Genomic DNA, 25732 nt, shown 5'->3' on the forward strand with positions numbered 1-25732 from the left:
TCGAGCTTTCATCCGGAAATGTATTCACCGACGGCTCCTTTATTCCAGGCGGTGCTGATTTAGCCGAACACATCAATGTTTCAGAACCGGTCGAACCTGGTGACATTGTTGAACTCGATCCTACCGTGCCCGGATATTATCGTAAAGCTCGTGGCAACAGCCAATTAATCGCCGGTGTCATTACAACAGATCCAGGGTTTATCTTGGGAAATAATCCAGGGGAAATGGATGCAACCACATTTATTGCAAATAAGGATGCAACCGAAATTGAAACGTTAGATCGACCCATGTTAGCATTGATGGGAAGAGTCCCTGTGAAAGTCACTACCGAAAACGGACCGATTCGACCAGGAGACTTGTTGACAATATCCACTAAGCCAGGTTATGCCATGATTTATGGTAAAACAAAAGTGTGTGAAGGAGCGATTATAGGCAAAGCGTTGGAAGGATTGGAAAGTGGAGAGGGAATGATCTTGGTGTTGGTTATGGCACATTAGCATTAGGCAACTGTGCTGGGGTAGGATCAGAGAGTTTTGCGTAAGGAAGATAATCGCCACCGAAGGCTCTCAGTCGAAACCTCGTAATGTCGGTTAGAGTGATATGTATTTATGAAATTGATCATTTAGTGCGATACTCCTATATATTCACCTTAATATTATGTAAAGAGAATATGTGGAGTGAGATCATTAAAAATAGCAGACAACTATTTGCATTAATTTTTTTATTATTTTTTTTCACAATCGACCCACTGTTTGGTCAACAGCAAAACCAGTTATTAACTTCACAGACTCAATCCAAACCCAATATCATTTACCAGGGGGCTGATGGCCAGATGGTCAATGGCATACGCTGTGCCACCCGCCCATCAAGCCTTGAAGAAAGACTGCGGCTCCAGGAGGGTGCCCGGAGTTGGATTGAACGATTTGGCCCGGTCAACCGGCAAAGCATTGTCATAATTCCGGTGGCGTTTCACATCATCACCGATGCCGATGGCGTTACAGGAGATGTTACCGATCAACAAATCATGGCCCAGGTGGATACCTTAAATTCAGGTTTTGTCAGTTCCAACTTTCAATTTAGCCTGTTCAGTATAGATCGCACCGCGAATGCCAACTGGTATAACGATAATGATGAAGTGGGATATAAAACGGCCCTGGCTGTCAATCTGACTACCACATTAAATATTTACACCAACAATCCACCTAATAATATATTAGGTTATTCTTATTTACCTTCAGGTTTACCGGAAAATGATATTCTCCACGGTGTAGTAGTTTTGTATTCAACGCTTCCCGGCGGTACGGCAACTCCTTTCGACGAAGGTGATACCGGCACTCACGAAGTCGGACATTACCTGGGATTGTTACATACCTTTGATCCGGAACCAAATGGATGCAATGTGCCCGGTGACATTATAGATGATACACCAGATGAAGAAACCGCAGCAACTGGTTGCCCGAGCGGTCGAGATACTTGCCCAACTGTTGGTGTTGACCCTATTCATAATTTTATGGATTATGTAGACGATGCCTGTATGTATGAATTCACACCGGGGCAGTCGCAGCGAATGGATGAGCAGGTGGCAATGTTCAAACCAGCATTGCTTCAAGGTGCTTCAGCTCAACTAACGTTAGCAGAGAATGGCGGAGGACAGGCTACAGATGCATTTGATGGATCAGGTTCTGTTTCATCTGTACAACTTTTTCGATTTAGTCTAACGGCATCAGGAGAAGCAGCTAATATTGGCTCAAGCTTAACCTTTGGAATAGCGACAACAGGAATAGTGGCGGGTGATTTTGCCAACCTTCAACTGATACAGGATACAAATAACAATGGAGGTGTAGATACAGGAGAAAATCCAGTAGGCTCAATAGAAAATCCATTGGACATCAGTAATGGAATTACCTTTTCTAGTTTCACAGTGCCAGTGGGAACTATGGGATACATCTTTACAGGAGACGTGAACAATTTGGTAGAAGGAGATCAATTAACGGTCTCATTACCAGTGGGAAACATAACCAACGTCACTGGAGATCCGAGTGGAGATCCCATCACACCGACAGGCTCAGTAAGTTCAGCGACACATATAGAAACACAGACAATCGATGCTTTGGTTTGGAACCCTACAGGAGCAACGGCGGCCCAGATGGTAGTCAATCGAGCAGTAAAAGTTAGGGGTAAACCCATATCGAGGATTGAAACACAGAAGAGCATTCAGCTAGCGTTAGCGAGTACCACTGAAATTGCTGCAGCGTTGGACGCCTTAGGCATATCGAATATGACAGTGACAAGCCTGACGACGGTGAACTTGCCTGATTTCACCTACCTTTTTGCTGTTTTAGGACAGTATCCTGGTAACTTTGTGATCCCGGCAAACAGTGCCGATGCAACTGCCATTGAGAATTTCATCGCTGCAGGTGGAAACATATACCTGGAAGGTGGTGAAGTGTGGTTCTGGGATCCCCCAAACCGTAGTGGCCATGATTTTGGACCTACTTTTGGAATTAATGCCGTAGCTGATGGTGCACTTGGCGGTGAGTTGAATAGAATCCTGGGATCAGATTTTGCTCAGAGTCAGGACTTCGATTACAATGTTGGAACCGACAATTACCCTGATCACATTGACCCAACTGATACTGGTTTTCTGATTCAATCCAACAATACACCGGCGTTTAATTGTGGCATAGCGAATATTCTAGTTCAAGGAGAAGCAAGCAAGACTGGCAGCAGGCTTGTAAACTCTGCCAATAGTCGCACGATTGGGACTTCTTTTGAGTTCGGGCAATTGGTTGATGGGGTTTCGCCGGCTACGAGGACAGAGTTGATGCAGACCTATATAGAGTTTTTTGACGGTGGCGGTATTGTCCAAGACTTGACTTTAGCAGAGAATGGCGGAGGACAGGCAACTGATACGTTTACTAGTTCAGCTTCAGTTAGCTCAGCACAATTATTCCGGTTTAGTCTAACAGCATCAGGAGAAGCAGCTAATATCGGCTCAAGCTTAACTTTAGGGATAACAACTACAGGAATAGTGACGGGTGATTTTGCCAATCTTCAACTGGTACAGGATACAAATAATAATGGAGGTGTAGATACAGGAGAAAATGCAGTTGGAACACTAGAAAATCCATTAGACATAAATAACGGAATAACCTTCTCAAGTTTCACAGTACCACTGGGGACCATGGGATACATCTTCACTGGAGATGTGAACAATTTGACAGCAGGAGATCAATTAACGGTCTCATTACCTGTGGGAAACATAACGAACGTCACAGGAGCTACGAGTGGGCAACCCATCATCCCGACAGGCTCAGTAAGTTCAGCGACACATTTGGTCGACGGTTTTACTCCGCAAGGTAGCCCGAACGTGACATTTCTTGACAATGTTAACGATTATCCATCCGTTGGGTATAACGATTGCTGGGGATACACTGCGCCTGATGGAAGAGAATATGCTCTATTAGGTGTACAAAATGGAACAAGTATTATTGACATTACAGATTCCGGTAATGCTGCTGAAGTTGTATTTATTTCAAGCCCAACATCGATCTGGAAAGATATAAAAACATTTCAAAACTTCGCTTATGTAGTTAACGAAACCAGTGGGGGTATGCAAATCATCGATTTATCCAATTTGCCAAACTCTGCTACACTTGTTGGGACATATACTGGAATTAGCACCTCACATAATATTTATATTGACGAAGCCAATGCCATTCTCTATGCTGAAGGAAGCGCTTCTGAACCGGTTCGAACAATCAGTCTTGCGAATCCTATAAATCCCGTCCAAATTTCTCAGTTTGGTATTGAATGCCATGATATATACGCAAGAGATGGTATTGTTTATGTATCTGAAGGAACTCTCGGTTCTATAGGAATTTTCGATTTAGCGGTTCCCGCCACACCAGTTTTTGTTGAGCGGATTCAAATTCCTAATGCGGGCTATGTTCATAATGCCTGGCTTAGTGATGACGGAAACTTCCTGATGACAACAGAAGAAACCCAAGGTAAAACGGTTAAGCTTTTTGATATTCAAGACTTAGGCAATGCCTCGATTACTGACGAATATCTCGGGCCCGGCAATTTAGCACATAATGCTCATATCAAAGGCAATTTCGCATATATTTCTCATTATGCAGATGGCCTGAGAATTGTAGATATTACCGATCCCAATAACATTTTTGAAGCTGGATTTTTTGACACCTCTCCTTCGGGAGGCGGATTTAACGGTGCCTGGGGTGCTTTCCCGTTCTTTCCATCTGGAAAAATACTCATCTCTGATATACAGAGTGGGCTTTATGTGGTCAGTTTTGATCCTGGCTCTCCACCTTCACCCCTTGTCTTTCGCGTCGAACGTTCCACTGGCGATGTGTTTGCCCAGGGTTCCTTCATTCCAAGCGGTGCTGACTTAGCCGAGCGCATCAATGTTTCCGAACCAGTAGAAGCTGGCGACATTGTTGAACTCGATCCTACCGTGCCCGGATATTATCGTAAAGCTCGTGGCAACAGCCAATTAATCGCCGGTATCATAACAACAGATCCAGGATTTATCTTGGGAAATAATCCAGTGGAAATGGATGCAGCATCCGCATCAGTTGAAGTGAAAACTTCGAAAATAAAGATATCCAGCCGACCCATGCTCGTACTGATGGGCAGAGTTCCGGTCAAGGCAACAACCGAGAATGGACAGATTCATCCAGGAGACTTGTTGACAATATCCAACAAGCCCGGTTTTGCCATGCGGTGTGCTGAAGCTAAAGAGTGTGAAGGGGTGATAATCGGCAAAGCGCTGGAAGGTTTGGAAAGTGGGGAAGGATTGATCCTGGTGTTGGTTATGGCACATTAGAAGTAAAACAGGGTGGTCAAGTGGGAAGTTGCATTCTGTAATCGGTGCATTCATAGTAAGTTAAGGTTTAATTATTTTATAGAGAGTTTAGAATTAATCTGCTTTTGGGGAGGGGAAGTATTATGATTGGAAATTTCATACAATTAAAACCCTGTAGTAAATTTATTTTTCTGGAATGCAATTGTAAAATTTGCTTGACTTTTTAGATTTCTTATTGTATAATACTTGTAACATACAACTATTGGTAGTGGCAAGTAATTAAAATTTATGTCAACAATGAATACACAAGTCAAAAAATTTCACGAGCAGATTGTGACCTTGGTCAAAAAGTACCAGTTTCGCGATCGCAACCAGATTATTTGTTGCGGAGTTTCAGTAAGCCAATGTTATATTTTGGAAGCTTTACAAGATGGTGGATTAGCCATGAATGAACTGGCTGATAAAATGCACCTTCAAATCAGCACTGTAACAAGGGTGGTAGAACAGTTGGTTCAAAAAGGATTTGTTGTTCGTGAAGAAGATTCCGACGACCGCCGCAAACGAACCATCACATTGACTGAATCCGGCAAGGCGATGTACCAGAGTATCTGGCAAAATATTTACAAGTCAGAATTAATCATTCTGCAGCAGTTTCCTGAGGAACATAGGCCAATGCTAATTGATTTTCTCAAAAAATTAAACCAGGCAGTTGACCACTGGCAGTCCTGTTGTGTACAGCCTAAGAATGAAACAAGTAGAAAATGAACCATCATGAATTCGACCAAAACATACAACATCCAACCCGCAGTAATAGAAGACTATCATGGCATTCAATCGCTTCTTGGATCAGTGAATTTGCCTATTGAAGGGGTTCAGGAGCATTTCAATCATTTTATAACACTTTACGAAGGTGAGAAATTGGTTGGTCTTGTAGGGTTGGAAATTTATGAGGATAAAGCGATCCTTCGTTCATTAGCGGTAAACAGAAACCGCCAGGGTGAGGGTTATGGTCGTCTGTTAACTGACAAGATTATACAGCAGGCTCACAGCGAAGGGATCTCAGAGTTATATTTACTTACCGAAACCGCAGAAACTTTTTTTGCAAGATTTGGCTTCGAAACCATTTCAAGGGATTTAGTAGATCGCAAAGTGAAGACTGCAATTCAGTTTCAATACTTATGTCCGGTAAGTGCACCCTGTATGAGATTAGAGTTAGATAATCAAAAATAAAAACCGACTTTCTCAATTCGGAGGTTAGACGTGAAAAGATATTTAGGCTTAAAAAAAATACTGCAATGGAAATCAGAAGAAAGTCGGTTTTTGGATATGGAATAAGGTAATTAACTCAAAAAAAATTAAATAATTAGTTGTAACTTACAAGTAAAAGGAGAAAGTCATGAGTGAAAACAAATGGTCAGATGATAAAATTAAGGAGGAAGTGAGAAATCAATATGCAACACTGGTTACTTCTGAAGGCTCCAGTTCGTGTTGCGGGCCTGTCGACTCATTTTGCAGCCCTACGGAAACTATGAAGGGTAATTTGGTAAAGTCTGCCGGCTATTCAGATGCGGACCTGAAAAATCTGCCTGCAGAAGCTGTGGAGAATTCCTTCGGTTGCGGTAATCCGTTGGCTTTTGCCGGGGTGAAGGAGGGACAGACAGTTTTAGATATTGGCTCCGGAGCGGGAATAGATTGTTTTATTGCTGCAGATAAAGTGGGGAAAAGCGGTAAAGTGATCGGTCTCGACATGACTCCTGAAATGATCCGAAAAGCCACTGAAAACGCACTAAAAGGTGGGTACACCCAGGTTGAATTTCGCATGGGAGAAGCAGAAAATATGCCTGTTGAAGACAGCAGCGTGGATTGGGTCATCTCCAATTGTGTGATCAATCTTTCCCCGGATAAGAAAAAGGTTTTTGCTGAAACTTCTCGAATATTAAAATCTGGCGGCCAATTTTCTATTTCTGATATAGTCCTGGGAGATGATCTGCCGGAGTTCATCGCCAATAACATTTATGCCTGGACCGGCTGCATCGCAGGAGCCATTAAAGAAACAGATTATCTCCAAGGTTTGAGAGATGCCGGATTGACAGATGTTGAAGTTGAATCCCGGATTGTCTTTGAAGAAAGTACGCTCAAAGGATTTATGGAAAAATATGAAGTGCAGTTGAATGGAGAAGATGGTCAATCCATTCTGAAACAGGTCGCTGGGAGAATATGGAGCGCTAAAATTGTGGGTAAGAAAAGTTAATTTATGAACCAGGAAGGATAAGAGGTTACAAAGAATATCAAAAAAAAACAGCAAATTTTCATTAAATCTTTAGGCACTTAAAAAAGCAGAAAATAAGGATGAAACCCTTTTTACCTTTGTGAACTTCGTGTCCTTTTGGTAATAATACTGGCTGGTAAGTTAAATATGACTATTGATAGAAACCAGGAACATTTTTATACAAAAGATACATTAAAACTCCAACAAGCCATTCCAGGCGCAAAATTCTGGTCGGTTGCTTTGAACAAAGTCATGTTTACATATTTCGAAGTAGAGCCGAACATCCGCTTTGAGCTTCATCAACATGAGAGCGAGCAGATAACCATGGTTTTACTTGGTACGTTGTATTTTGAAATAGCGAACCAGATCTATCCTGTTAAGGAAGGCGAAGTCATTGCAATTCCTGGTGAAATGTTTCATACGGTATTTACGAAGAATGAAGCTGTGAAAGCGGTTGATGCCTGGACAACTGAGGGAAATCCTTATGAAAATGAAGCCATAAATTAAAGAATTCGAATATGGAAATAGCTGAATAAATTTCGCAGTCTGGCGAGTCTTAATTGCAAACTTCTAAATTAATTCAGGTCGCAAACCATTTTAATACATTTTTCAATTTTTTGCATTAATTGCCAATCCGCGTGTGCAATTTTCTTAATTAAATGATTGTTTTTGTATTTATACAATCGACGGTTGTCAATTGCGCGAACTTGATCGATCATAAGATCTGAATCGACTTGAAATCCTTTACTTCCCTTAGGTATTCGAACCCGCAATGGTTCGGCATTCTCTTCTATATTTGATGTAACAGGAATAACGATAGTAGAAGGATGTTTAGCTACATTCAATAAATCTGTCTGCAATACTAACACTGGACGAGTCTTTCCTGCTTCCTTACCTCTTTGTGGATTCAGATCAGCTAAATAGAAACAGCCACGTTCAATATTCATAATTCGTTCTTATTCACTAATTAAATCAATATTTTCAAATTCATTGCAAACAGAAATGCTTTCATCGCGACATTTTTTTGATGCAATATTAAATTGTTCAGCTAAGAATTCCCGTTCAGTCTTGACAATGTAATAATTAATAGCTTCTCTAATATAAACACTTCTATTTTTATTAAGCTTTTTCCTTATAGAATCTAGTTTTGATAATTGTTTATCCGGAATATTTAAGTTTACATATGGCATTAGCATATCCTTATTATATATGGAATATAAATACAACTATTATATATGAGAATTATATAGGATTGTCAAGCTATTTATTGATAGTAAATCAGAAATTCTTTAAAACCATTTCAAACGGCGCTTACGAAGAATGAAGCAGTGCAAACGGTTGATGCCTGGTCTCCCATTATAGAAGAACTTTTAGATAAAGAAAATTAAACAAAGTTTATAGCTTCTCAGAAGATGAATTTAAATATTAGTCATTGGGTATTTCTAATATTTGTTTCCCATGAACTAACTCAATATCCCCGGGCTCTTTTCGAATATTTTCGAAATCAGGATCTCTTTGCATCCGATCGAAATTTTCATATCCGGCAGTAACCGCATTTTTAAGCAATTCAACGGCTCAGTCTTTCTCTTTTAATCGCGAGTACAGACAAACTCCGTAATATAACATCACAGGATCGCCCGGACTCAACTGGAGCGCTTTTTCTCCTTCCTTTTTTGCCTCATCAATCTTGTCAGCTTGAGTCAAAGTCACGGCATACGACATTCTCTTATTATGAGTCTTCGGGGTGCTGAGATAAATATTTTGGATAAAGTTCAATGATTGCTGCAATATGACTAAAAAATTGCCTAGTTAAACGATTCCTAATTATCATCGCAATATTCAATGACATAAATTATGCTTAAGTTTGCTGTCTAAGTCACTTTATGGTTATTTCGCACGATCGAACCTCAAAAATATTATTCTAAAATTTTAATATCATGTATTAGTATTGAATAATTAACTTATGAATCGATGTCGTAGTAGTAAATATTTACTCGTATGAAACAGGGTAATTTTCGATGGAATAAACGAGATTTATAATTTCATGTATATCAGGAGCCATAAAGCAAAACTTACTTATTATTTACTCACAGCCAACATCTCATCATCCAAGGTTACATTATATCGCTTATTGGGGTCAGTATTTTCTAATTTTAAGACTCCACGCGGACAAACTGATGCACAGATGCCACAACCCACACAGGATGACCGGATGATGTTTTGTCCCCGCTGGGCATACCATCGTACATCGATTCCCATCTCACAATAGGTGGAGCAGTTACCGCAGGATATACATTGACCGCCGTTGGTCGTAATAACGAAACGGGACTTGAATTTCTGCACCATCCCCAAAATTGCCGCTAAGGGACAACCAAATCGACACCACATTCGATTTCCCATTAAGGGATAAAAGCCGGTTCCGATGACACCGGCAAATACGGACCCGATCAGGAAAGTGTATGCCTGGTTGACCCGCCAGGTGTAATTGCCGAAGAGCGAACCATCTGAAACATAATTGACAATTTGCATAAAAGTCATAACAACAGCAAAAACCAAAACGGTATGAATCATCCAACGCTCGATGCGCCAGGATTTCACTGATTTATTTGAAAGATGACGGAATGGATCGCCGAGGGTTTCTGCCAAACCACCGCAGCCACACACCCATGAACAATACCATCTTTTGCCGAAGAAGTAAGTCATCAATGGGACGACAATAGCCGCCAGAATGATACCCCAAAACAACATAAACATGCCAAGGTTGCCGCTATTTGTCAGACTGTTGAGATTCCAATCTGTGAAAAAAGAATAGTTTAACGGCCAGGCATTTTTAAAATCCATACTGGGGCGATTCATGCGCTCCAAAAGCGTGGGGATCATAAATGCAAAACCGAATTGAAAAAAAATGATTGAAGTTGTCCGAACCAAATGATAATTGCTGTGGCGATATTTGATAAACATACGAATGCCCATTACAATTATTACAAAAGTATATAATAAACCATACAAAAACCAACGGTCCGCCGGTTGATTTCGCAAAAACTGGCTGACGGGATCGGTTAAAATAATCATGTTTACGATATACTCTGGGTACCAATACAGCAAGATGTAAAAGCCAATCAAGTAAATGCCGATGATAATTCCGATTAATCCGCGGTTCATGGTAGAGCTATTGAAGATGTGATTGTTCTTAATTCCCGGCAGTTGTTTCAGTCCGGGTAGGAAAAAAATCAAAGCGCCAACCGAGCCCATCACGATGGTCAGTAAAAGAAATAGGGGAGTGTTATCCCGCAAAAACCCGCTGGTGGATTCTTTTAACAGCCAAAATTTATATTCGCCAAGTTGATAGGGCTGAACGGTATTGTCATCATTGATATATTTTTCAATCTCATCGAGCATGACAAATTTAGATGAGAATATTTGATCTTTGAGCGGTGTAAGTTTTTCCAAACGATCAGCCGGAACTTTGGCTTTCGCCCGTTCGAGCACATCATCGGTAATTTGGTAATTGCCGATAAATATGGTAAATGTGAAAATCACAAGGCCGGTTATAAAAAGTGTCAATCCGAAAATTCGAATTATTTTCAAATTATTAAAAGAATTATGGTTAGATTCAATATTGTGTTGTTCGGTCATACTTTCTCCACTTTGGATCTTCTGGATATTGATGAAATGCTATGCAAAGATTCGGCTAAAAAAACCTTCTTTCTGTTTTAGCTGAATTTGTTTGCCAAACTTTAGGTTATAATCATCTAAGATATCTTGCTCATAGTGGTGAAAAAATTCAGGATCGAAATTGGCTTCGCGTAAATTTTCTAAGGCAAACTCAATCGTTCGCCGCTCTTTGATCCAACGTTGGCAAACTTCCTGGCGCATACGTATGCCAAAGAAATTCATACCAATCAGTTCATTAGAGAAGCTTTTATAAACAAAACGAACACATTGCCGTTTATCCGGATGCTCCCAATAAAAAGTTTCCTCACCTTCAACTGGCACATTGCTAACAAAGCCATAAGTTTGGTACTCGATATCAAAAAATTTGGCCGAGTTAAACCAAATTCCTCGGTCGTATTGGGTCCTGTCGCCACAGATAGTTTTGGCCAGGGCTAAACCCTGCAATCTGCCTGTATACCACAATTGTTCGACGAGATTTCGGCTATCGCCACCTACTTTTATTTCCGCACAATCACCGGCGGCATAAACATCTTTAATGTTGGTCTCCAGATAATCATTCACCAACACACCGCGATTGGTTTCGACTTTTGTATCCTTTACCAGATCAATATTTGGATGAACCCCTGGCGTCAATCCGACAAAATCGCAAGGAATTTCTATCCCGTTTTGTGTTACTATAGCTCTAACACGGCCCTCTTTACCTGCCAGCATTTCTTTCAAATTGGTATTTAACATTAAGTCAACACCATGTTCTAAAACATGATTACCGATCATCCGTGCTTCTTCCATTGGCAGGATATTATCCCAATAATAATTTTCCCGAACCAGGATAGTCAAAGGAATATTACGGGATAGAATCATTTCAGCAAGCTCAATCCCAATCAAACCACCGCCAACAATTACGGCATGAGAGCAATCTTTTGTATTATTTTCAAGTAATTCCAAATCCTGGTACGAATACAACCCCTGCACGCCAGGCAAATCCTGGCCCGGCCAACCAAATTTATTGGACTTGGATCCGGTCGTAATCACAAGCCTGTCGTAATGGATGGATCGACCATCTTCCAATCGTAACTCTTTCTGATCCGTATCAATTTTAGTAACAGCTCCCCGAACCAGGTCGATACGATTTTTTTGCCAAAACCAGTTTTCGTAGGGTTTGGTTTGTTCATAACCCATGTGTCCCATGTAGATATACATTAAAGCAGTTCGGGAATAGAAGTGGTCTGTTTCGTTGGAAATAACCGTGATGGAACTATCACTAAGCTTCCGGACATGTCGGGCTGTCGTAATGCCAGTTATTCCATTTCCAATGATGACTAAATGTTGTTCTACCATTTTTTAGTTCCAGCAAAATTATGCATGATATCTTGAAGCTTGATGAAATTTATTAAAAAATGTAACAATTAGATTTGATTTATATTTCAAATTACTTAAGGTTTTAGCCACAGAGATAAAAGAGGTTTAATCTAGTTATTTAATTTGTCATTGCAAATAACAAATTGAATTTTTATGAGCAAATAAAATCTCTTCAAATAATTGAGTGCTCTAACACGCATGTTTTGATTGAAAAGCCAAGGTATAATTCCTATATTTTGCCTGCTTATGAAAAAGGAAAATCAAAATAAAAAAGAGAAAGTCTCTTTTTATACACTTGGCTGCCGGTTAAACCAGGCTGAGACAGCAATTATTAAGCGTGGTTTTGAAGCTGACGGATACCAAGTCGTGAACTTTAATGACCCCGCAGATTTAGTGGTGATTAATACATGTACGGTTACTGCAAACGGTGACGCGGACACGCGAAGAACGGTTAATAAAGTGAACCGCATTAATGCGGAAGCAAAAATTGCCCTGGTGGGCTGCCAGGCACAGGTTCAGAGAGAGAAATTACTCGAATTGCCTGGCGTGCAATGGGTGGTTGGCAATGGTGTTAAAATGCAATTAGCCAAAGTGTTGGCGGAAGCTGGTACAGATACTCCTCAAGTGATCACACCAACAATTGAACGCAAAAGTTTTACCATACCCATAGCAGGAATCGATCCCGGTAGAACGCGGGCTAATCTAAAAATACAGGATGGCTGCGATTTTTTCTGTTCATTTTGTGAAATTCCATTTGCCCGCGGAAGAGCCAGGAGTCGAGAATTTGATGATATTCAAAAAGAGGCCGAACAACTGGTGGCTGCAGGATATAAAGAATTGGTATTAACGGGGATAAATATTGGTACCTATTCCTACGAAGGTGAATCTCTGGCAAATGTTTTAATTGGCTTATTAAGGTTCACGAACCTGAAGAGAATTCGAATCTCATCCATCGAGCCTACGACAATAGCGGAAGATTTTATAAGGGTAATCAATTCGAATAAAAAATTCTGTCGCTATCTCCATATTCCTATCCAGAGTGGCTGTGATGAGATTTTACAAGCGATGAAGCGTAAATATACTGTTTCTGAGTTTGGGAAATTCCTGTCGTTTGCAAATGATAAAATACCAGATGTCTGCTTAGGTACCGATGTGATTGTCGGATTTCCAGGTGAGACAGATGTTCATTTTGATGAGACTTACCAAATGTTGCTCGAGTCACCTTTCGCTTATTTTCATGTATTTAGTTATTCGGATCGAGATCATACACGCAGTCGCAAATCTATAAATAAAGTTGAGAAATCCGTGATCCACGAGCGAAGTAAAAGATTGCGGGAACTAAGCCTGCGCAAGCGTACCTCTTTTTTTGATCGCTTCATCGATCGGGAAATGCCCGTTTTATTCGAACAAAAGAAAAACGGATTTTGGACCGGATTGACAGATAATTATATTCGGGTAAAAACTGAATCGGATATAAATTTAGAGAATGAGATAGTACAAGTGCGACTTGAAGAGATTGAACAGCAAGCCATGATTGGGACAATTGCATGAAAAAAGTGTACATAGAAACGTACGGCTGCCAGATGAATGTATACGATTCGGAGATCGTCAAAACCGTGCTTAAGGAACATGACTACGAAATCATCCATTCGGAAGAAGATGCTGATATTGTCCTCCTTAATACCTGCTCGGTTCGCGATAACGCAAATCGCAAGGTGTACGGCAGAATTCACAGGATAAAACACGGGAGTAACGGTAAGAATGTTAAAATTGGAATATTGGGTTGTATGGCCACAAATTTTCGCAAGAAGCTGTTGGAAAATCCCAATCTTCCTATTGATTTTATTGCCGGACCTGACAGCTATAAACGACTACCTCAATTGATTGAAAATTTAGAGGTCAAAAGCAAAAACCATTTTGATGTAACCCTGTCGGAGTTCGAAACCTACTCCGATGTTTACCCATCGTCAAGAGAAAAGGGCGTGAATGCTTGGATTGCGGTTATGCGAGGATGCGATAATTTTTGCACATTTTGCGTTGTTCCATATACCCGCGGACGGGAGCGCAGCCGCTCGCCGGAGAACATAAAAGATGAGGTAGTAAAGCTTACAGCAAACGGCTTTTGCCAGGTTACATTACTTGGCCAAAATGTCAATTCATACAAATATGAGGGTAAGGACTTTGCTTATCTTTTGGAAACCATCAGCACAGTAGACGGTATCGAAAGGATCCGGTTTACTTCACCACATCCCAAAGATTTTCCCGGGGATCTGTTAAAATTGATCGCAGAAAATCCGAAAGTATGTAGTCAAATTCACCTGCCGCTGCAAGCAGGGAATAATCGCATTCTGGACATTATGAACCGCACTTATACCAGGGAGGAATATCTCAACCTGGTAGATGAAATACGAGATCTCATTCCTGGAATTGTTCTTTCCACAGATATCATCGTAGGATTTCCCTCGGAAACAGATGAAGAGTTTGAAGATACAGTAAAAGTGATGGAAGAAGTGGAATACGATTCCGCGTTCATTTTTAAGTATTCGGAAAGACCCCAGACCGTGGCTATACGTAAATTCCCTGATGATGTCCCTGATGCGGTCAAAACCGAGCGGATCGTCAAACTAAATGAAATCCAAAGAGCGCATTCGATCAAGAGAAATAAAGCGCATATCGGACAGGTTCACGAAGTACTTATTGAAGAAGAAAAGACAAAAAAATCCGAACATGAATTCCAGGGTCGAAACGACGGCAATAAAATTGTAATATTTCCAAAGGGGAATTATCAACGAGGACAGTTCGTTAACGTAAAAATTACTGATGCTACTCCGAATGTTCTGCGTGGGGAAGTGGTTGAAAAGAAAACATAAATAAAATTTGCAAAATTTAGGTATTCGTTAGTAACTTAGTCATATATTCGACTAAACTGAGGATTAACAGCATGCATCAAGTTAATATACACGAAGCAAAAACACATTTCTCAAAATTGATCAAAGAGGTCATCAACGGCGGTGAAGTGATCATTGCGAAAGGAAATAAACCCATAGCAAAGCTCATTGCTATTGAGGAACATCGGCCTCAAAGAAAACTCGGAACAGCAAAGGGTAAGATTGAAATTGCAACTGATTTTAATGTCTCACTAAAAGATTTCAGCGAATATCAATGAAATACCTACTTGACACTCATGTATTTCTATGGATTATTGAAGATAATCCAAATCTCACTGAAAGGGTAAAAGACATTTATTTAGCAAATTCAAATGATATTTTCCTGAGTGTAGCAAGTATTTGGGAAATGTCTATCAAAATCAGTTTAAAAAAACTGAAGATCAAAGGGTTGTTGAATCGTTTTGTAGATAAACATGTGTTAGGAAATAATATCCGTTTCCTTGAAATCTCGGCACAACATGTTTTTCCCATCGCAAGACTTCCTTTTTATCACAGAGATCCTTTTGACAGATTATTGGTTTCACAATGTATTGAGGAAAAGATGGACTTGATCAGTGGTGATAGGATTTTTGATAAATATGATGTGAAAAGAATATGGTAGCAAAAAGAACAAATGGAATTTAATATTTATTTTTTGGACTTCTTCAAAATGGGGACGGATTTTTAGGTATTAACACGACGTTACTTATTATATAATTTAATAATTTATATAAGCAGTAAGTCTTTTTAATGAAAAAATAGATCCTCGTTATGACTCTTACACTTCAAGCTTTCCTGGCTGTATTACCTATTCTCACTGCTGCAATATTATTAGTAGGCTTGCGCTGGCCGGCAAGAATCGCTATGCCCATAGTTTATGTTGTGGCAGTAATTATCGCGTTTTTTGCCTGGGGTGTTTCAGCCACACATGTAGCCGCCTCAACCATTCAAGGACTGTTTATTACCTTTGATATTCTTTATATCATTTTCGGGGCATTGCTTTTGTTGAACACTCTCAAACATTCGGGCGCTATCAAAGCCATTCGTAACGGCTTTTCAGATATCAGTACAGACCGTCGTGTTCAAGTTGTGATTATTTGCTGGCTGTTTGGTTCCTTTATCGAAGGCGCTTCCGGTTTTGGCACACCTGCAGCTATTGTGGCGCCGCTAATGGTTGCAGTGGGTTTTCCAGCTATTGCAGCGGTTATGCTCGGTATGATGGTTCAGAGCACACCGGTCACATTTGGGGCTTGCGGAACACCCATTCTGGTAGGAGTGAGAGGGGGTTTGGAAAATCCCGATATACTTAACCGGTTATCGGCCGCAAATTTGGAGTTTGGTGATTATCTGCAAATGATTACTACAAATGTGGCTGTCTTACATGCAATTGTCGGAACTTTGATTCCATTATTCATGGTGATTATGATGACCCGCTTTTTTGGAAAAAACAGATCCTGGTCGGAAGGACTTTCCATAGTACCTTTTGCCATATTTGGCGGACTGGCCTTTACCGTGCCTTATGTGCTAACCGGGATTTTCCTGGGTCCGGAATTTCCATCGCTGTTGGGAGCGTTGGTTGGTCTTGCTATTGTTACTTTTGCAGCAAAAAAGAAATTCCTGGTGCCAAAGGATAGCTGGGATTTTGCTCCTCCGGCAGAATGGCCGGCTCATTGGATGGGAAAGATCGAAATGAAACTTGAAGGATTAAGTAATAAAAGTCCAATATCCACTAAAATTGCCTGGGTCCCATATCTTTTGGTTGCATTATTTTTGGTGCTGAGCCGTCTTCCCCAACTGCATATCGATACATTGCTAAAAAGGCTAAATCTGAACTGGATAAACATTCTCGGTAGTGGAATTAATGCATCGAGCACCCCTCTTTACCTTCCTGGAAGCATTATTATTTTTGTAGTTTTCCTGACTTACTTTCTCCACAAAATGGATCTTAGTGAAATGAAAGCCGCGTTTCAGGAATCAAGTAAAATGTTATTGGGTGCAGGTTTTGTGCTTATCTTTACCGTGCCAATGGTACGTGTTTACATCAACTCTGGTATTAATGAACTGGGTTTATCCAGCATGCCTATTGCCATGGCAGAGTGGGTTGCGGCACATGTCGGCAAAATCTGGCCGCTATTTGCTCCGGTTATCGGGGCGTTGGGTGCTTTTATCGCCGGCAGCAATACGGTAAGTAATCTCATGTTCAGTTTGTTTCAACAGGGTGTGGCGGATAGTCTGATGATTTCAGGAGCTATGGTTGTCGCATTGCAAGCAGTGGGAGCTGCAGCCGGCAATATGATTGCCATCCACAATGTCGTAGCTGCATCAGCAACCGTAGGGTTACTGGGCCAGGAAGGATCCACATTGCGCATAACCATACTGCCAACTATTTATTATGTCGTATTTGTGGGGTTACTGGGTTTGGCTGCAATATGGATTTTGCAAATTTCAGATCCGTTGGTTTTTTGAGTTGATTGATAAAATTTAAAAATATCGTAGGCTTAGACCCTAACTTTCTGAAGGTTATAATCAAAACGGAGGGTCAAAACTTTTATAAACGATTCGTTTCTCAAAGGACATTTCTACCCTATCTTCAACCGAGGATGCAATAGAGAAAACATCTTCCTTAAAACCAGATTTACATTTATCTATTAAAAAGATGATAGCTTCGATTAGTACAAACGGCGTCAAAATTTTTGCATATTGCTTAATGCAAAATCATTACAACTTTCTTCTGTGCTAGGAAACCGAACGTCCTATTTCGAAATGGATTCAAATGCTATTTAACGGTTATTTACAAGCTAAGTTTAATTAACCTGATCTATTCATAGCGCAGCTCAAGGCTGTAAACAAAAAATATACTTTAGCAAATCTAGATGTTCATTTTTAGACAGGATAAACAGGATTATCAGGATAAAAATTCAGTATATCTTGTTAATCCTGTCTAAAAAGAAAAAACGGCTATTAAAAAGTTTGTTCAAAAAACAAAGTTTTACACTGTAATAGCATAGCATAAACCTTATCACTGTTAATCGTGGAAATGATCTTTTAAATATATTTTACGCTTATCATGCAGCTTTTTCAAATGTATGGAAATAGATCCCGTCACGCGACGGGATGACATAGTTGGAAGTTTTAAGCATTAAAGCATAATTCATGAATTATGCAGGTTAATTAAATTATTTTTTATTCTATACCGATTAAATAAAAGTTAGTAATGTTTTATTCCTTTAAATTTGATTATCCGGTTCTTTCTTAAGAATTAGTTCGCAGATCTGCATTATTAAGATGTGGATCGACTTTTCGTGCAGAATTTAAGGTCTGTAAGTCGAAGGCACAATCGTCATTCGTCCATTATAGAGGTGTGCTGATTGTGCTTTTTTGTGCTGATTTTTGAAAGTTATAATGATAAAGCATAAGTCAAAACTAAAATTTGAGTATGGGTTTAAAATCGGTTTTATGGCCAGTTCAAAGTTAAATCGGCGTGAGAGCCTTGTTAATTGGAATTTTATCAATTCTCTCATTGAATAAGATGAGAAGGAAGCGTCTTTCGGTGGCTAATAAAGAAGAATTACAAGGTAATTTTGAGGATAAAACCACTCCAATAGTCACCAGATATGAGAACACCTCTGGCGTTACATCTATTGTCAGAGATATTACAGATTGTAAGAAGATGGAAGAACAATCCCAAGAGATCGGTAAATTCCTAAATGCATATAAAGGGGATTAACTATGATCAAAGAAAAATTACAAAAAGAGAATAACTCAATTGAAACAGCCGAATTAATGAAAGACGAATTTCTTGCTAATATCAGTCATGAGATTCGCACACCCATGAATAGTATCATGGGCTTTATAAATCTAACCCTTGAAACAACTAACATCACTTCGGAACAAGAAGAATATCTAAATATTGCGAAATCTTCTGCGGAAATACTACTTACATTAATGAATGATCTCATTGAACTTTCCAAAACAAGAAATGGTGATCTGGAATTAAATCCAATCGAGTTTAGTCTGCGTGATTGTATTGTTCAGACTTTGAAGCCACTTTTATTTATGGCCGAACTAAAAAAACTAAAATCAACTTATAATATCTCTCCTGATATACCGGATATGTTAATTGCCGATCCTGGCCGGCTTAAGCAAGTCATTACAAATCTTATTGGGAATGCCATTAAATTTACTCATACTGGCGAAGTAACGCTACGAGTTAGTGTATATGAAAATGGTGACGATTCATATGATATGACGGAGCATGATCTTCAATTACACTTTTCCGTCAGCGATACCGGCATTGGTGTTCCTGCTGAAAAGAAAAAGATTATATTTGATGCCTTTGTGCAAGCAGATGGCAGCTCGACTCGTGAATATCCTGGTGCGGGTATTGGATTATCCATTAGCGAAAAGCTGGTTGAGTTGATGGGAGGGAAAATTTGGGTAGAGAGTAAAGTCGGCGAAGGGAGCACATTTCACTTCACATCACGTTTCAGCATGAAGAACACGGCAATGGAGCTGCCCTCATCTTTCAATCCTAAAGATGTGAGTAATCTAACGGCACTTGTAGTTGATCCTAACTCCAAAAGTCGCACTGCGTTAATCCAAATGCTCAATAATTTGAAAATCACAACCCAGGAATCAGATAATGGATTTTCAGCTCTCGAGGAATTAAAACATGCAGATGAACCATTTTCTTTAATTTTACTTGAAATCGATATGCCAACGATGGATGGGTTTGAACTTTCTACTCAGATTAGAAGTAATCCGGAATGGGATAATACCATAATCATAGTTCATACTTCTGCTGGTCAAAGAGGGGATGCAATTCGTTGCCGTGAGCTTGGCATTGCGGCGTATTTGTCGCAAACAATTTCACAGTCCGAGCTGTTGGATGTTATATGTACTGCACGGATTATGCAGAAAGTGCAGCAACCACCGGCTTTAATAACCCGTCATTCTATTCGTGAGAAACGAAGAGATCAAATTAACCAATAACTAAAGAAATAATTACTGACGTATTAAAATTGTACTTGTCAATATCAAAAAATGCATTATTAACTTCCCCCACCCCCTCCTTAAAACAAAGAGGTGGAATTCCTCCCCTTACTATGGGGAGGTTAGGTGGAGTAATTGAGATAAACAAATGACTACAGATCTGTAATTCTGGTTAAAAATATGTCACCGAATTTATGAAACAGACCATTTAGGCGTGAAAAACAACAAGTTCCTTACGGCCTTTGAGCTGGTAGGTGAATGGAAAATTGACATACCACTACTATGTTAAGACATTCAGGATTATTTGGGTAACAATAAAATTGATTGTGGCAAGAGAAAAAGTAAAAAAAGTATCTGCTGGGTTTATCTCGCTTGCAGCAGTAGATAGGGTGGGATATTGGAATTGTCTTTTATCCTTGATGAAGCAAAGTCTAGACAGGGATTTGCAACATGAAAAATAAGTTAGGTAATATCAATTCTATGGAAAATGTAGCAAAAGTAGCCAATTCAAACAGCGCGAACAAGAAGCTTTCCAATTTCTTAAAAAGATCTAGTCAGGTTATTGGTTCGACCATACAATGTCTGGATAGGCTGCAAATTAGTACTGATCAGGATTTTTTTTCCATAGGATCGAATCTTCAAGCTTTTTCAGATAGCGCAAAAACATTAGCCGGAAACGCATCAGCAGCAGCAAAACAAATATCAAGTGAAGAAATACTGAAATCATGGGATGGCATTCTGGCAGTTCTGAATAAGGTTTCCATCCTTACTATGTTAACTGAAAATAAAGCCAGTGAGAATTCAGGGCTTCTCAAACATGTTATGAATGAGCTATTGGAATTCAATTTGTCAATGGAGGGATTTACCAAAACAACCAAGACTTTAAGAATACTTAGTGTTTATACGAGAATTGAAAGTGCTGCAATAACTGAAATGAACATTAGCTTTTACGCGATAGCAGAAGACGTCAGAAATTTGTCAGATCTTATTGATTCAAAATGTTCAAATATCCAGGCAGAGACAGAATTATTAATCACATTAATTGGCCAAAGTATTTCGCAATTGAGCCAATTAGCAGAGAGACAGGAAACGGCAGCCGATATCCTTAACGAGACGCGTGGGAATATCGATTCGGTTCTTGAAAAACATGGTGCCCGAACTACGGCAATTGAACACATCTCAGAATTTTCAAGAAATGTTTATAAGAATATAAACAATATTGTCGTATCCATGCAGATCGATGATATTACGCGGCAGAAAATAGAACATGTTGTAACCGCGCTCAATGAGATAGCGGAAAGGCTTAAAGGTTTCGAGCTTGGTAAAATAAATGAAAGTGAGCAGAATGAACTGGCACGCTTAGTTGCCGACACCTGCCGTATTCAGTCGGCACAGCTTTGCCATGCAAAGGATGGACTTCAGAGCGAAGTTAATCTCATCATCCGGAACCTCAATGAAATTATATCTTTAATCGGGGAGGTTTCAGCGGATTCGATTGGCATGCTTGGGATCAGCGAACTTGCTAACTTATCATTTTTGACGGATATTCAAAAAGACATTAACAGAATAGAAAAATTTGCGTATCAAAGCGACGATGTTATTCAAAAATTGTTCAGTACAATGTCTTCCCTGGCGCAAAAATCAAGCAACATGTCTTCTTTTTTAGATGAAATCGATGAAATAAGTTCAAATATTCAGCTCATCGCAATAAATACTCAGATCGGTGGAGCACATACTGGCGAAAGCGGAAAAGCAATCAGTGTTCTAGCAGAAGCGATTCAATCACTATCAAAAGATACAAGTCGCCAGGCAACCACAGTTTCTGAACAACTAATCCGGATGATTTCTAGTTGGAAGAAGCTTGGGGATGAAACGGACTTAAACTCTGCACAAATGGGCTCCGATGTTCGGGAAATGGTGGACGACATGAATGTGAGGATGAAAACGATTCAATTGATCAATGAAGAAGCAAACACATCTTTAGGGCTCGTACAAGTTAATAAGAATGATCTTGCTAGAGACATCACTAGTAGTGTCCGGCAAATTGATGTACACAAAAAGGGTAGTGTTATGATTGATGAGGTAGTAATGTGGCTCGATGATATTGTTGGAGAAAGCGGCTCCTTTGTCTCTACGGTCGATTCTTCTGCTGATAATATTGAGGCCTTTCGGAATCTAGAAGACAAATACACGATGGAAACTGAGCGAAAGATACATTGACGCTGCTTTTGGCAAGAGTGGAACTGCTAAGGGAAGTGCAATTAATGATACTCATGCCGGCTTAAGCAAGTCATCGCAAATCTTCAGAAATTGAGTCTCTGACTCTTTGTATTGTTCAAACTTTGAAGCCACTTTTATTTATGGCTATCAACTTATAATATCTCTCCTGATATACCGGATATGTTAATTTACACAAAAGTAAATTAAAATTTCATGAAAAATGAAAGTGGGTCGATTTATTAAAAGGTAAGGAAAACAATTGTGACAAAAGAAAAAGTAAAAAAATGCTTGGTGGAGGAGACACCGGACCAAAAGTATTGGATTCTGATGAAGAGGTTAAGAAATTTGTAGCTTCCGATGAGGGAGCAATTGCCTTCATCGATGCGCTTAATCTATACGATCCATTAAGGTGCCATCTTTAGATGGTGTTTCACACACTATCACAGATTATCGTTTTGGAAAATAGTAATGAAAGAGTAAATTCGATGTTAAACCTAGAATTCCGCAAGGATGGATACAAATGAAAACGAAAAGTTTTAAAGATATCCTAATCAAGAACAAAATCAGCCTAATTATTGTTTTTACACTACTCATGCACTCAGGGTTCAGTCTTTATTATTTTCCAAAAAGTCAAAAAGAAGAGATCCTCAGTGCTACGAACGAACTAGCTCATAACGTCACAATTTTATTATCATATGTTTTTGCATTTGGGTTTCAGGATGAAAACCCGGAATCTATCCTAGTAGGCTATGAGATCATTAAAGAAAATGAAAATGTCGCATATGTCCAGATATATGATGATAAGAACCAACTCTTAAGCGAGTATAATCCAAATGACTATGACATAAGAAAAAACAGAGAGCAAATTACAAATGGCTCTCAGAATGACGGCACATTTATTGAGGTGACCTCTCCCATCAAATATGAAGATGGCAGATTTGGTTATGTCGTCCTGGGCTTTTCCTTAAAGAAAATGAAGAGTAAAATAGCAACGATGTACAAAATCACGCTATTAGTACTGATCCTATTGACGAGCATTTCGCTAGTGTTCTCAAGATTAATTATCAACAGAATGTTGTTACCAATGAAAAAAATCACCGCCGCGGCCAAAGTAATTGCCAGGGGCGATCTTAGAGATAGAGTTGAGATCAACCAGAAAGATGAAGTGGGACAGCTTGCCGACTCATTCAACGAAATGCTAAGTATGCTTAAGCAAAAAGCAGAGTTTGCAGATTCAATCTCAAAAGGAGATCTTTCTTTAGAAATTAAGCTCGAATCAGAGGGAGATCTATTGGGTAAAGCCATGGTGACCATTAAGGAAACCCTTATCACAATGCAGACAGAACTCCAAAAAACCATAGATGACCAGAAAGCAGGTGATTTAGACGCTAGATGCCACCCGGAGAAACTTCAGGGCGCTTATTCTGAACTATTGGTTGGCATCAATGATACGCTAGATGCAGTTATACATCCCATGTCCGAGGGTATTGAAATTCTTCAAGAATATGCCCGGGGCAATTTAGAGAAAGAAATGCGAGTTTTACCCGGCAAGCAAGTTATTTTAACAGAGAGCATAAATTCGATTAGAGGAAATCTCATGGCCTTAATTGATGAGGGTACTATGCTCTCAAAAGCTGCTGAAGAAGGCCACTTAGTTGTCCGTGGAGATACTTCAAAATTTGAAGGAGGATATCGTGAGATCATTCAGGGTATGAACAATACCTTGGACAATATTTTGAAACCGATAAATGAGGCGGTACATTGTCTGGGTGAAATGGCCAAAGGTAATTTGACGGTTACTATTGAAGAAGATTATAAAGGCGATCACAATAAAATGAAAGAGTCCCTGGGCACTACTCTGGAATCTCTGAATAAAGTATTAGGCCAGGTTGCCAATGTGGTTGATCAGGTTGCAAGTGGTGCAGAGCAGGTGGCCAATTCCAGCCAATCGGTATCCCAAGGCACAACCCAGCAAGCAAGCTCCATGGAGGAGATGAGTTCTTCCTTAGCTGAAGTAGGGGCACAAACAAAGGAAAATGCAGATAACGCAACGGAAGCAAATAAGTTGGCATCGGAAGCAGGTGACGCAGCGAATAGTGGCAACAAAGAGATGAAAAAGATGTTACAAGCTATGAATGAGATTAATGACTCATCGAAGCAGATTTCCAAAATAATAAAAGTGATCGATGAAATTGCATTTCAGACCAATCTACTAGCCCTGAATGCTGCAGTCGAAGCAGCACGAGCAGGAGTACACGGAAAGGGATTTGCCGTAGTCGCTGAAGAGGTCCGTAACCTGGCCCAACGCAGCGCAAAAGCAGCCAGCGAAACCACTGACCTGATTGAGGGATCAGTTCGTAAAGTTAAAAATGGAACCAAGATTGCTAACCAGACAGCCAAGAATTTGAGCGAAATTGTCGATGGCGTATCGAAGGTTACTCAACTTGTGAATGATATCGATACTGCTTCTAATGAACAATCATATGCATTGGACCAGGTGAATATAGGTATGGGAGAAATTGACAAAGTGACGCAATCCAATACTGCAAATGCCGAAGAGAGCGCTTCAGCAGCAGAAGAGTTATCCAGCCAGGCGGCTGAATTAAAACAGATGTTGACCAAATTTCAATTAAAGGAAAAGGGATTTGGAAAAGCTACAGGAAGAATAAAGGTAACTCCTCAGTTTGACAGCTCAGATGCTAAATTTGACTCTACGGTTTTAAGCAAAGCTGAAGATAAAGTTAGGGACATTGACCCTGCAGAAATAATAAAGTTAGACGATGAGGAATTTGGCAATTTTTAATAAAATAATAATTTAAGCATAAATTCTTTAGATTGAGACTTGCAGTGATTGAAGAAGAAATTGATGTTACCCAACTTAAGCATAATGCATGCCATTGAATATTGCGATGAAAGTTAGGAATCGTTTAACTAGGGCGACGGTCAGCAGATATTTTTGGCTTTAATATGTCAATGCTTCTAATGCTTTCTTCTTTCTTTCACAAACAATATGGTTATAAATCTGGGTTATGGTGATTTGACTGTGGCCGAGGATTTCTTGAACGGTACGTAAAGCCCACCTAGATCCTATTTTTTAGGTTCATTAAGAAATATTTCCCTGTAAATACTGACTTTGAAAAATTTAAAATCTCGCTCAATCTGAATAACTAATTAGCTTAACTTAAATGTCATTACCTTTTACAGGGATAGACTAATCGTCCCCCGGGGGATACTAGCCCCTTTATTATGGGGAAAAACAACCTTAATATTGGAGTAAAAAGAATCTTCTTCAATCTATATAAAACCAACTAACCATTTTTGAAATTGTGTTAATTATAATGCTTGATTATCGATTAAGAAATATTTAAATTGTCCTCATTCTAGCAAGGACTGTAAATCCTGCTTTTACTTTTAGGATATACCGTAAGTATTTGTTATTATTGTGGGTATGGATGGATGACT

Annotated in this window: 22 protein-coding genes; 16 read left to right on the forward strand and 6 right to left on the reverse strand. The window is 39.6% G+C overall.

Translation table 11 applies throughout. From position 1 onward, the window contains the following. From IIC38_11905 to IIC38_11930, 6 genes are all read left to right on the forward strand, one after another. Positions 1-497 (forward strand): hypothetical protein (locus IIC38_11905; GenBank protein ID MCH8126650.1); only part of this gene is annotated, 497 nt, incomplete at its 5' end. 173 nt (positions 498-670) lie between these two features. After that, a complete protein-coding gene (locus IIC38_11910; GenBank protein ID MCH8126651.1) occupies positions 671-4849 on the forward strand; it encodes a choice-of-anchor B family protein in 4179 nt (1392 codons plus the stop codon). A gap of 312 nt (positions 4850-5161) precedes the next feature. After that, positions 5162-5593: a MarR family transcriptional regulator gene (locus IIC38_11915; protein MCH8126652.1), complete on the forward strand. Its 432-nt coding sequence runs from the start codon at positions 5162-5164 to the stop codon at positions 5591-5593. A 6-nt stretch (positions 5594-5599) separates the two neighbouring features. Further along, positions 5600-6058, forward strand: coding sequence for a GNAT family N-acetyltransferase (locus IIC38_11920; protein ID MCH8126653.1), 459 nt, complete (start codon positions 5600-5602; stop codon positions 6056-6058). Between the two features lie 166 nt (positions 6059-6224). Continuing rightward, the gene (gene arsM / locus IIC38_11925; GenBank protein ID MCH8126654.1) at positions 6225-7079 is read left to right on the forward strand and encodes an arsenite methyltransferase; all 855 of its coding nucleotides are present in this window, start codon (positions 6225-6227) and stop codon (positions 7077-7079) included. A 165-nt stretch (positions 7080-7244) separates the two neighbouring features. Then, on the forward strand, positions 7245-7604 hold the full coding sequence (locus IIC38_11930; protein MCH8126655.1) for a cupin domain-containing protein: 360 nt from the start codon (positions 7245-7247) through the stop codon (positions 7602-7604). A gap of 68 nt (positions 7605-7672) precedes the next feature. Here the strand turns inward: IIC38_11930 and IIC38_11935 are convergent, their stop codons facing one another. From IIC38_11935 to IIC38_11960, 6 genes are all read right to left on the reverse strand, one after another. Then, positions 7673-8044, reverse strand: coding sequence for a type II toxin-antitoxin system PemK/MazF family toxin (locus tag IIC38_11935; protein MCH8126656.1), 372 nt, complete (start codon positions 8042-8044; stop codon positions 7673-7675). 9 nt (positions 8045-8053) lie between these two features. After that, positions 8054-8287, reverse strand: coding sequence for a CopG family transcriptional regulator (locus tag IIC38_11940; GenBank protein MCH8126657.1), 234 nt, complete (start codon positions 8285-8287; stop codon positions 8054-8056). Positions 8288-8522: 235 nt separating this feature from the next. Further along, entirely contained in the window at positions 8523-8663 is a 141-nt protein-coding gene (locus tag IIC38_11945) for a hypothetical protein (protein MCH8126658.1), read from the reverse strand. Between the two features lie 9 nt (positions 8664-8672). Then, positions 8673-8819 carry a hypothetical protein gene (locus IIC38_11950; GenBank protein ID MCH8126659.1) on the reverse strand — a complete coding sequence of 49 codons (147 nt, stop codon included), beginning with the start codon at positions 8817-8819 and terminating at the stop codon, positions 8673-8675. Between the two features lie 357 nt (positions 8820-9176). Beyond that, a complete protein-coding gene (locus IIC38_11955; GenBank protein MCH8126660.1) occupies positions 9177-10733 on the reverse strand; it encodes a 4Fe-4S binding protein in 1557 nt (518 codons plus the stop codon). 39 nt (positions 10734-10772) lie between these two features. Next, positions 10773-12110: an NAD(P)/FAD-dependent oxidoreductase gene (locus IIC38_11960; protein ID MCH8126661.1), complete on the reverse strand. Its 1338-nt coding sequence runs from the start codon at positions 12108-12110 to the stop codon at positions 10773-10775. A 267-nt stretch (positions 12111-12377) separates the two neighbouring features. On the opposite strand from IIC38_11960, the gene mtaB reads away from it, so the two are divergent. The 10 genes from mtaB (at position 12378) to IIC38_12010 (ending at position 25073) form a co-directional block, all read left to right on the forward strand. Next, positions 12378-13682, forward strand: a complete 1305-nt coding sequence (mtaB, locus tag IIC38_11965; protein ID MCH8126662.1) for a tRNA (N(6)-L-threonylcarbamoyladenosine(37)-C(2))-methylthiotransferase MtaB — start codon at positions 12378-12380, stop codon at positions 13680-13682. After that, a complete protein-coding gene (miaB, locus tag IIC38_11970) occupies positions 13679-15001 on the forward strand; it encodes a tRNA (N6-isopentenyl adenosine(37)-C2)-methylthiotransferase MiaB (GenBank protein ID MCH8126663.1) in 1323 nt (440 codons plus the stop codon). The genes mtaB and miaB overlap by 4 nt, the downstream gene beginning before the upstream one ends. A gap of 71 nt (positions 15002-15072) precedes the next feature. Further along, positions 15073-15297: a type II toxin-antitoxin system Phd/YefM family antitoxin gene (locus IIC38_11975; GenBank protein ID MCH8126664.1), complete on the forward strand. Its 225-nt coding sequence runs from the start codon at positions 15073-15075 to the stop codon at positions 15295-15297. Continuing rightward, complete coding sequence (locus IIC38_11980; GenBank protein ID MCH8126665.1) at positions 15294-15680, forward strand: type II toxin-antitoxin system VapC family toxin; 387 nt, start codon at positions 15294-15296, stop codon at positions 15678-15680. The genes IIC38_11975 and IIC38_11980 overlap by 4 nt, the downstream gene beginning before the upstream one ends. A 149-nt stretch (positions 15681-15829) precedes the next feature. After that, positions 15830-17524 carry an L-lactate permease gene (locus IIC38_11985; GenBank protein MCH8126666.1) on the forward strand — a complete coding sequence of 565 codons (1695 nt, stop codon included), beginning with the start codon at positions 15830-15832 and terminating at the stop codon, positions 17522-17524. A 1084-nt stretch (positions 17525-18608) separates the two neighbouring features. After that, positions 18609-18785, forward strand: a complete 177-nt coding sequence (locus tag IIC38_11990) for a hypothetical protein (GenBank protein MCH8126667.1) — start codon at positions 18609-18611, stop codon at positions 18783-18785. A 2-nt stretch (positions 18786-18787) separates the two neighbouring features. Continuing rightward, complete coding sequence (locus tag IIC38_11995; protein MCH8126668.1) at positions 18788-20050, forward strand: response regulator; 1263 nt, start codon at positions 18788-18790, stop codon at positions 20048-20050. A gap of 450 nt (positions 20051-20500) precedes the next feature. After that, positions 20501-22270 carry a hypothetical protein gene (locus IIC38_12000; GenBank protein MCH8126669.1) on the forward strand — a complete coding sequence of 590 codons (1770 nt, stop codon included), beginning with the start codon at positions 20501-20503 and terminating at the stop codon, positions 22268-22270. Between the two features lie 284 nt (positions 22271-22554). Beyond that, positions 22555-22692, forward strand: a complete 138-nt coding sequence (locus tag IIC38_12005) for a hypothetical protein (GenBank protein ID MCH8126670.1) — start codon at positions 22555-22557, stop codon at positions 22690-22692. A 98-nt stretch (positions 22693-22790) separates the two neighbouring features. Then, positions 22791-25073 carry a HAMP domain-containing protein gene (locus IIC38_12010; GenBank protein ID MCH8126671.1) on the forward strand — a complete coding sequence of 761 codons (2283 nt, stop codon included), beginning with the start codon at positions 22791-22793 and terminating at the stop codon, positions 25071-25073. Positions 25074-25732: the final 659 nt, after the last annotated feature.

It is taken from the genome of candidate division KSB1 bacterium (assembly GCA_022566355.1).
Taxonomy (GTDB): Bacteria; Zhuqueibacterota; JdFR-76; order JdFR-76; family DREG01; genus JADFJB01.

Excerpts from the sequence above, each read along its gene's own strand:
- IIC38_11910 (MCH8126651.1), top strand. The coding sequence starts at position 671 with ATGTGGAGTGAGATCATTAAAAATAGCAGACAACTATTTGCATTAATT.
- IIC38_11975 (MCH8126664.1), top strand. The coding sequence starts at position 15,073 with ATGCATCAAGTTAATATACACGAAGCAAAAACACATTTCTCAAAATTG.
- IIC38_12010 (MCH8126671.1), top strand. The coding sequence starts at position 22,791 with ATGAAAACGAAAAGTTTTAAAGATATCCTAATCAAGAACAAAATCAGC.
- IIC38_11940 (MCH8126657.1), bottom strand. The coding sequence starts at position 8,287 with ATGCCATATGTAAACTTAAATATTCCGGATAAACAATTATCAAAACTA.
- IIC38_11920 (MCH8126653.1), top strand. The coding sequence starts at position 5,600 with ATGAATTCGACCAAAACATACAACATCCAACCCGCAGTAATAGAAGAC.
- IIC38_11980 (MCH8126665.1), top strand. The coding sequence starts at position 15,294 with ATGAAATACCTACTTGACACTCATGTATTTCTATGGATTATTGAAGAT.
- IIC38_12000 (MCH8126669.1), top strand. The coding sequence starts at position 20,501 with ATGAAAAATAAGTTAGGTAATATCAATTCTATGGAAAATGTAGCAAAA.
- IIC38_11930 (MCH8126655.1), top strand. The coding sequence starts at position 7,245 with ATGACTATTGATAGAAACCAGGAACATTTTTATACAAAAGATACATTA.
- IIC38_11995 (MCH8126668.1), top strand. The coding sequence starts at position 18,788 with ATGATCAAAGAAAAATTACAAAAAGAGAATAACTCAATTGAAACAGCC.
- miaB (MCH8126663.1), top strand. The coding sequence starts at position 13,679 with ATGAAAAAAGTGTACATAGAAACGTACGGCTGCCAGATGAATGTATAC.
- arsM (MCH8126654.1), top strand. The coding sequence starts at position 6,225 with ATGAGTGAAAACAAATGGTCAGATGATAAAATTAAGGAGGAAGTGAGA.
- IIC38_11955 (MCH8126660.1), bottom strand. The coding sequence starts at position 10,733 with ATGACCGAACAACACAATATTGAATCTAACCATAATTCTTTTAATAAT.
- IIC38_11935 (MCH8126656.1), bottom strand. The coding sequence starts at position 8,044 with ATGAATATTGAACGTGGCTGTTTCTATTTAGCTGATCTGAATCCACAA.
- IIC38_11950 (MCH8126659.1), bottom strand. The coding sequence starts at position 8,819 with ATGTCGTATGCCGTGACTTTGACTCAAGCTGACAAGATTGATGAGGCA.
- IIC38_11985 (MCH8126666.1), top strand. The coding sequence starts at position 15,830 with ATGACTCTTACACTTCAAGCTTTCCTGGCTGTATTACCTATTCTCACT.
- IIC38_11960 (MCH8126661.1), bottom strand. The coding sequence starts at position 12,110 with ATGGTAGAACAACATTTAGTCATCATTGGAAATGGAATAACTGGCATT.
- IIC38_12005 (MCH8126670.1), top strand. The coding sequence starts at position 22,555 with ATGCTTGGTGGAGGAGACACCGGACCAAAAGTATTGGATTCTGATGAA.
- mtaB (MCH8126662.1), top strand. The coding sequence starts at position 12,378 with ATGAAAAAGGAAAATCAAAATAAAAAAGAGAAAGTCTCTTTTTATACA.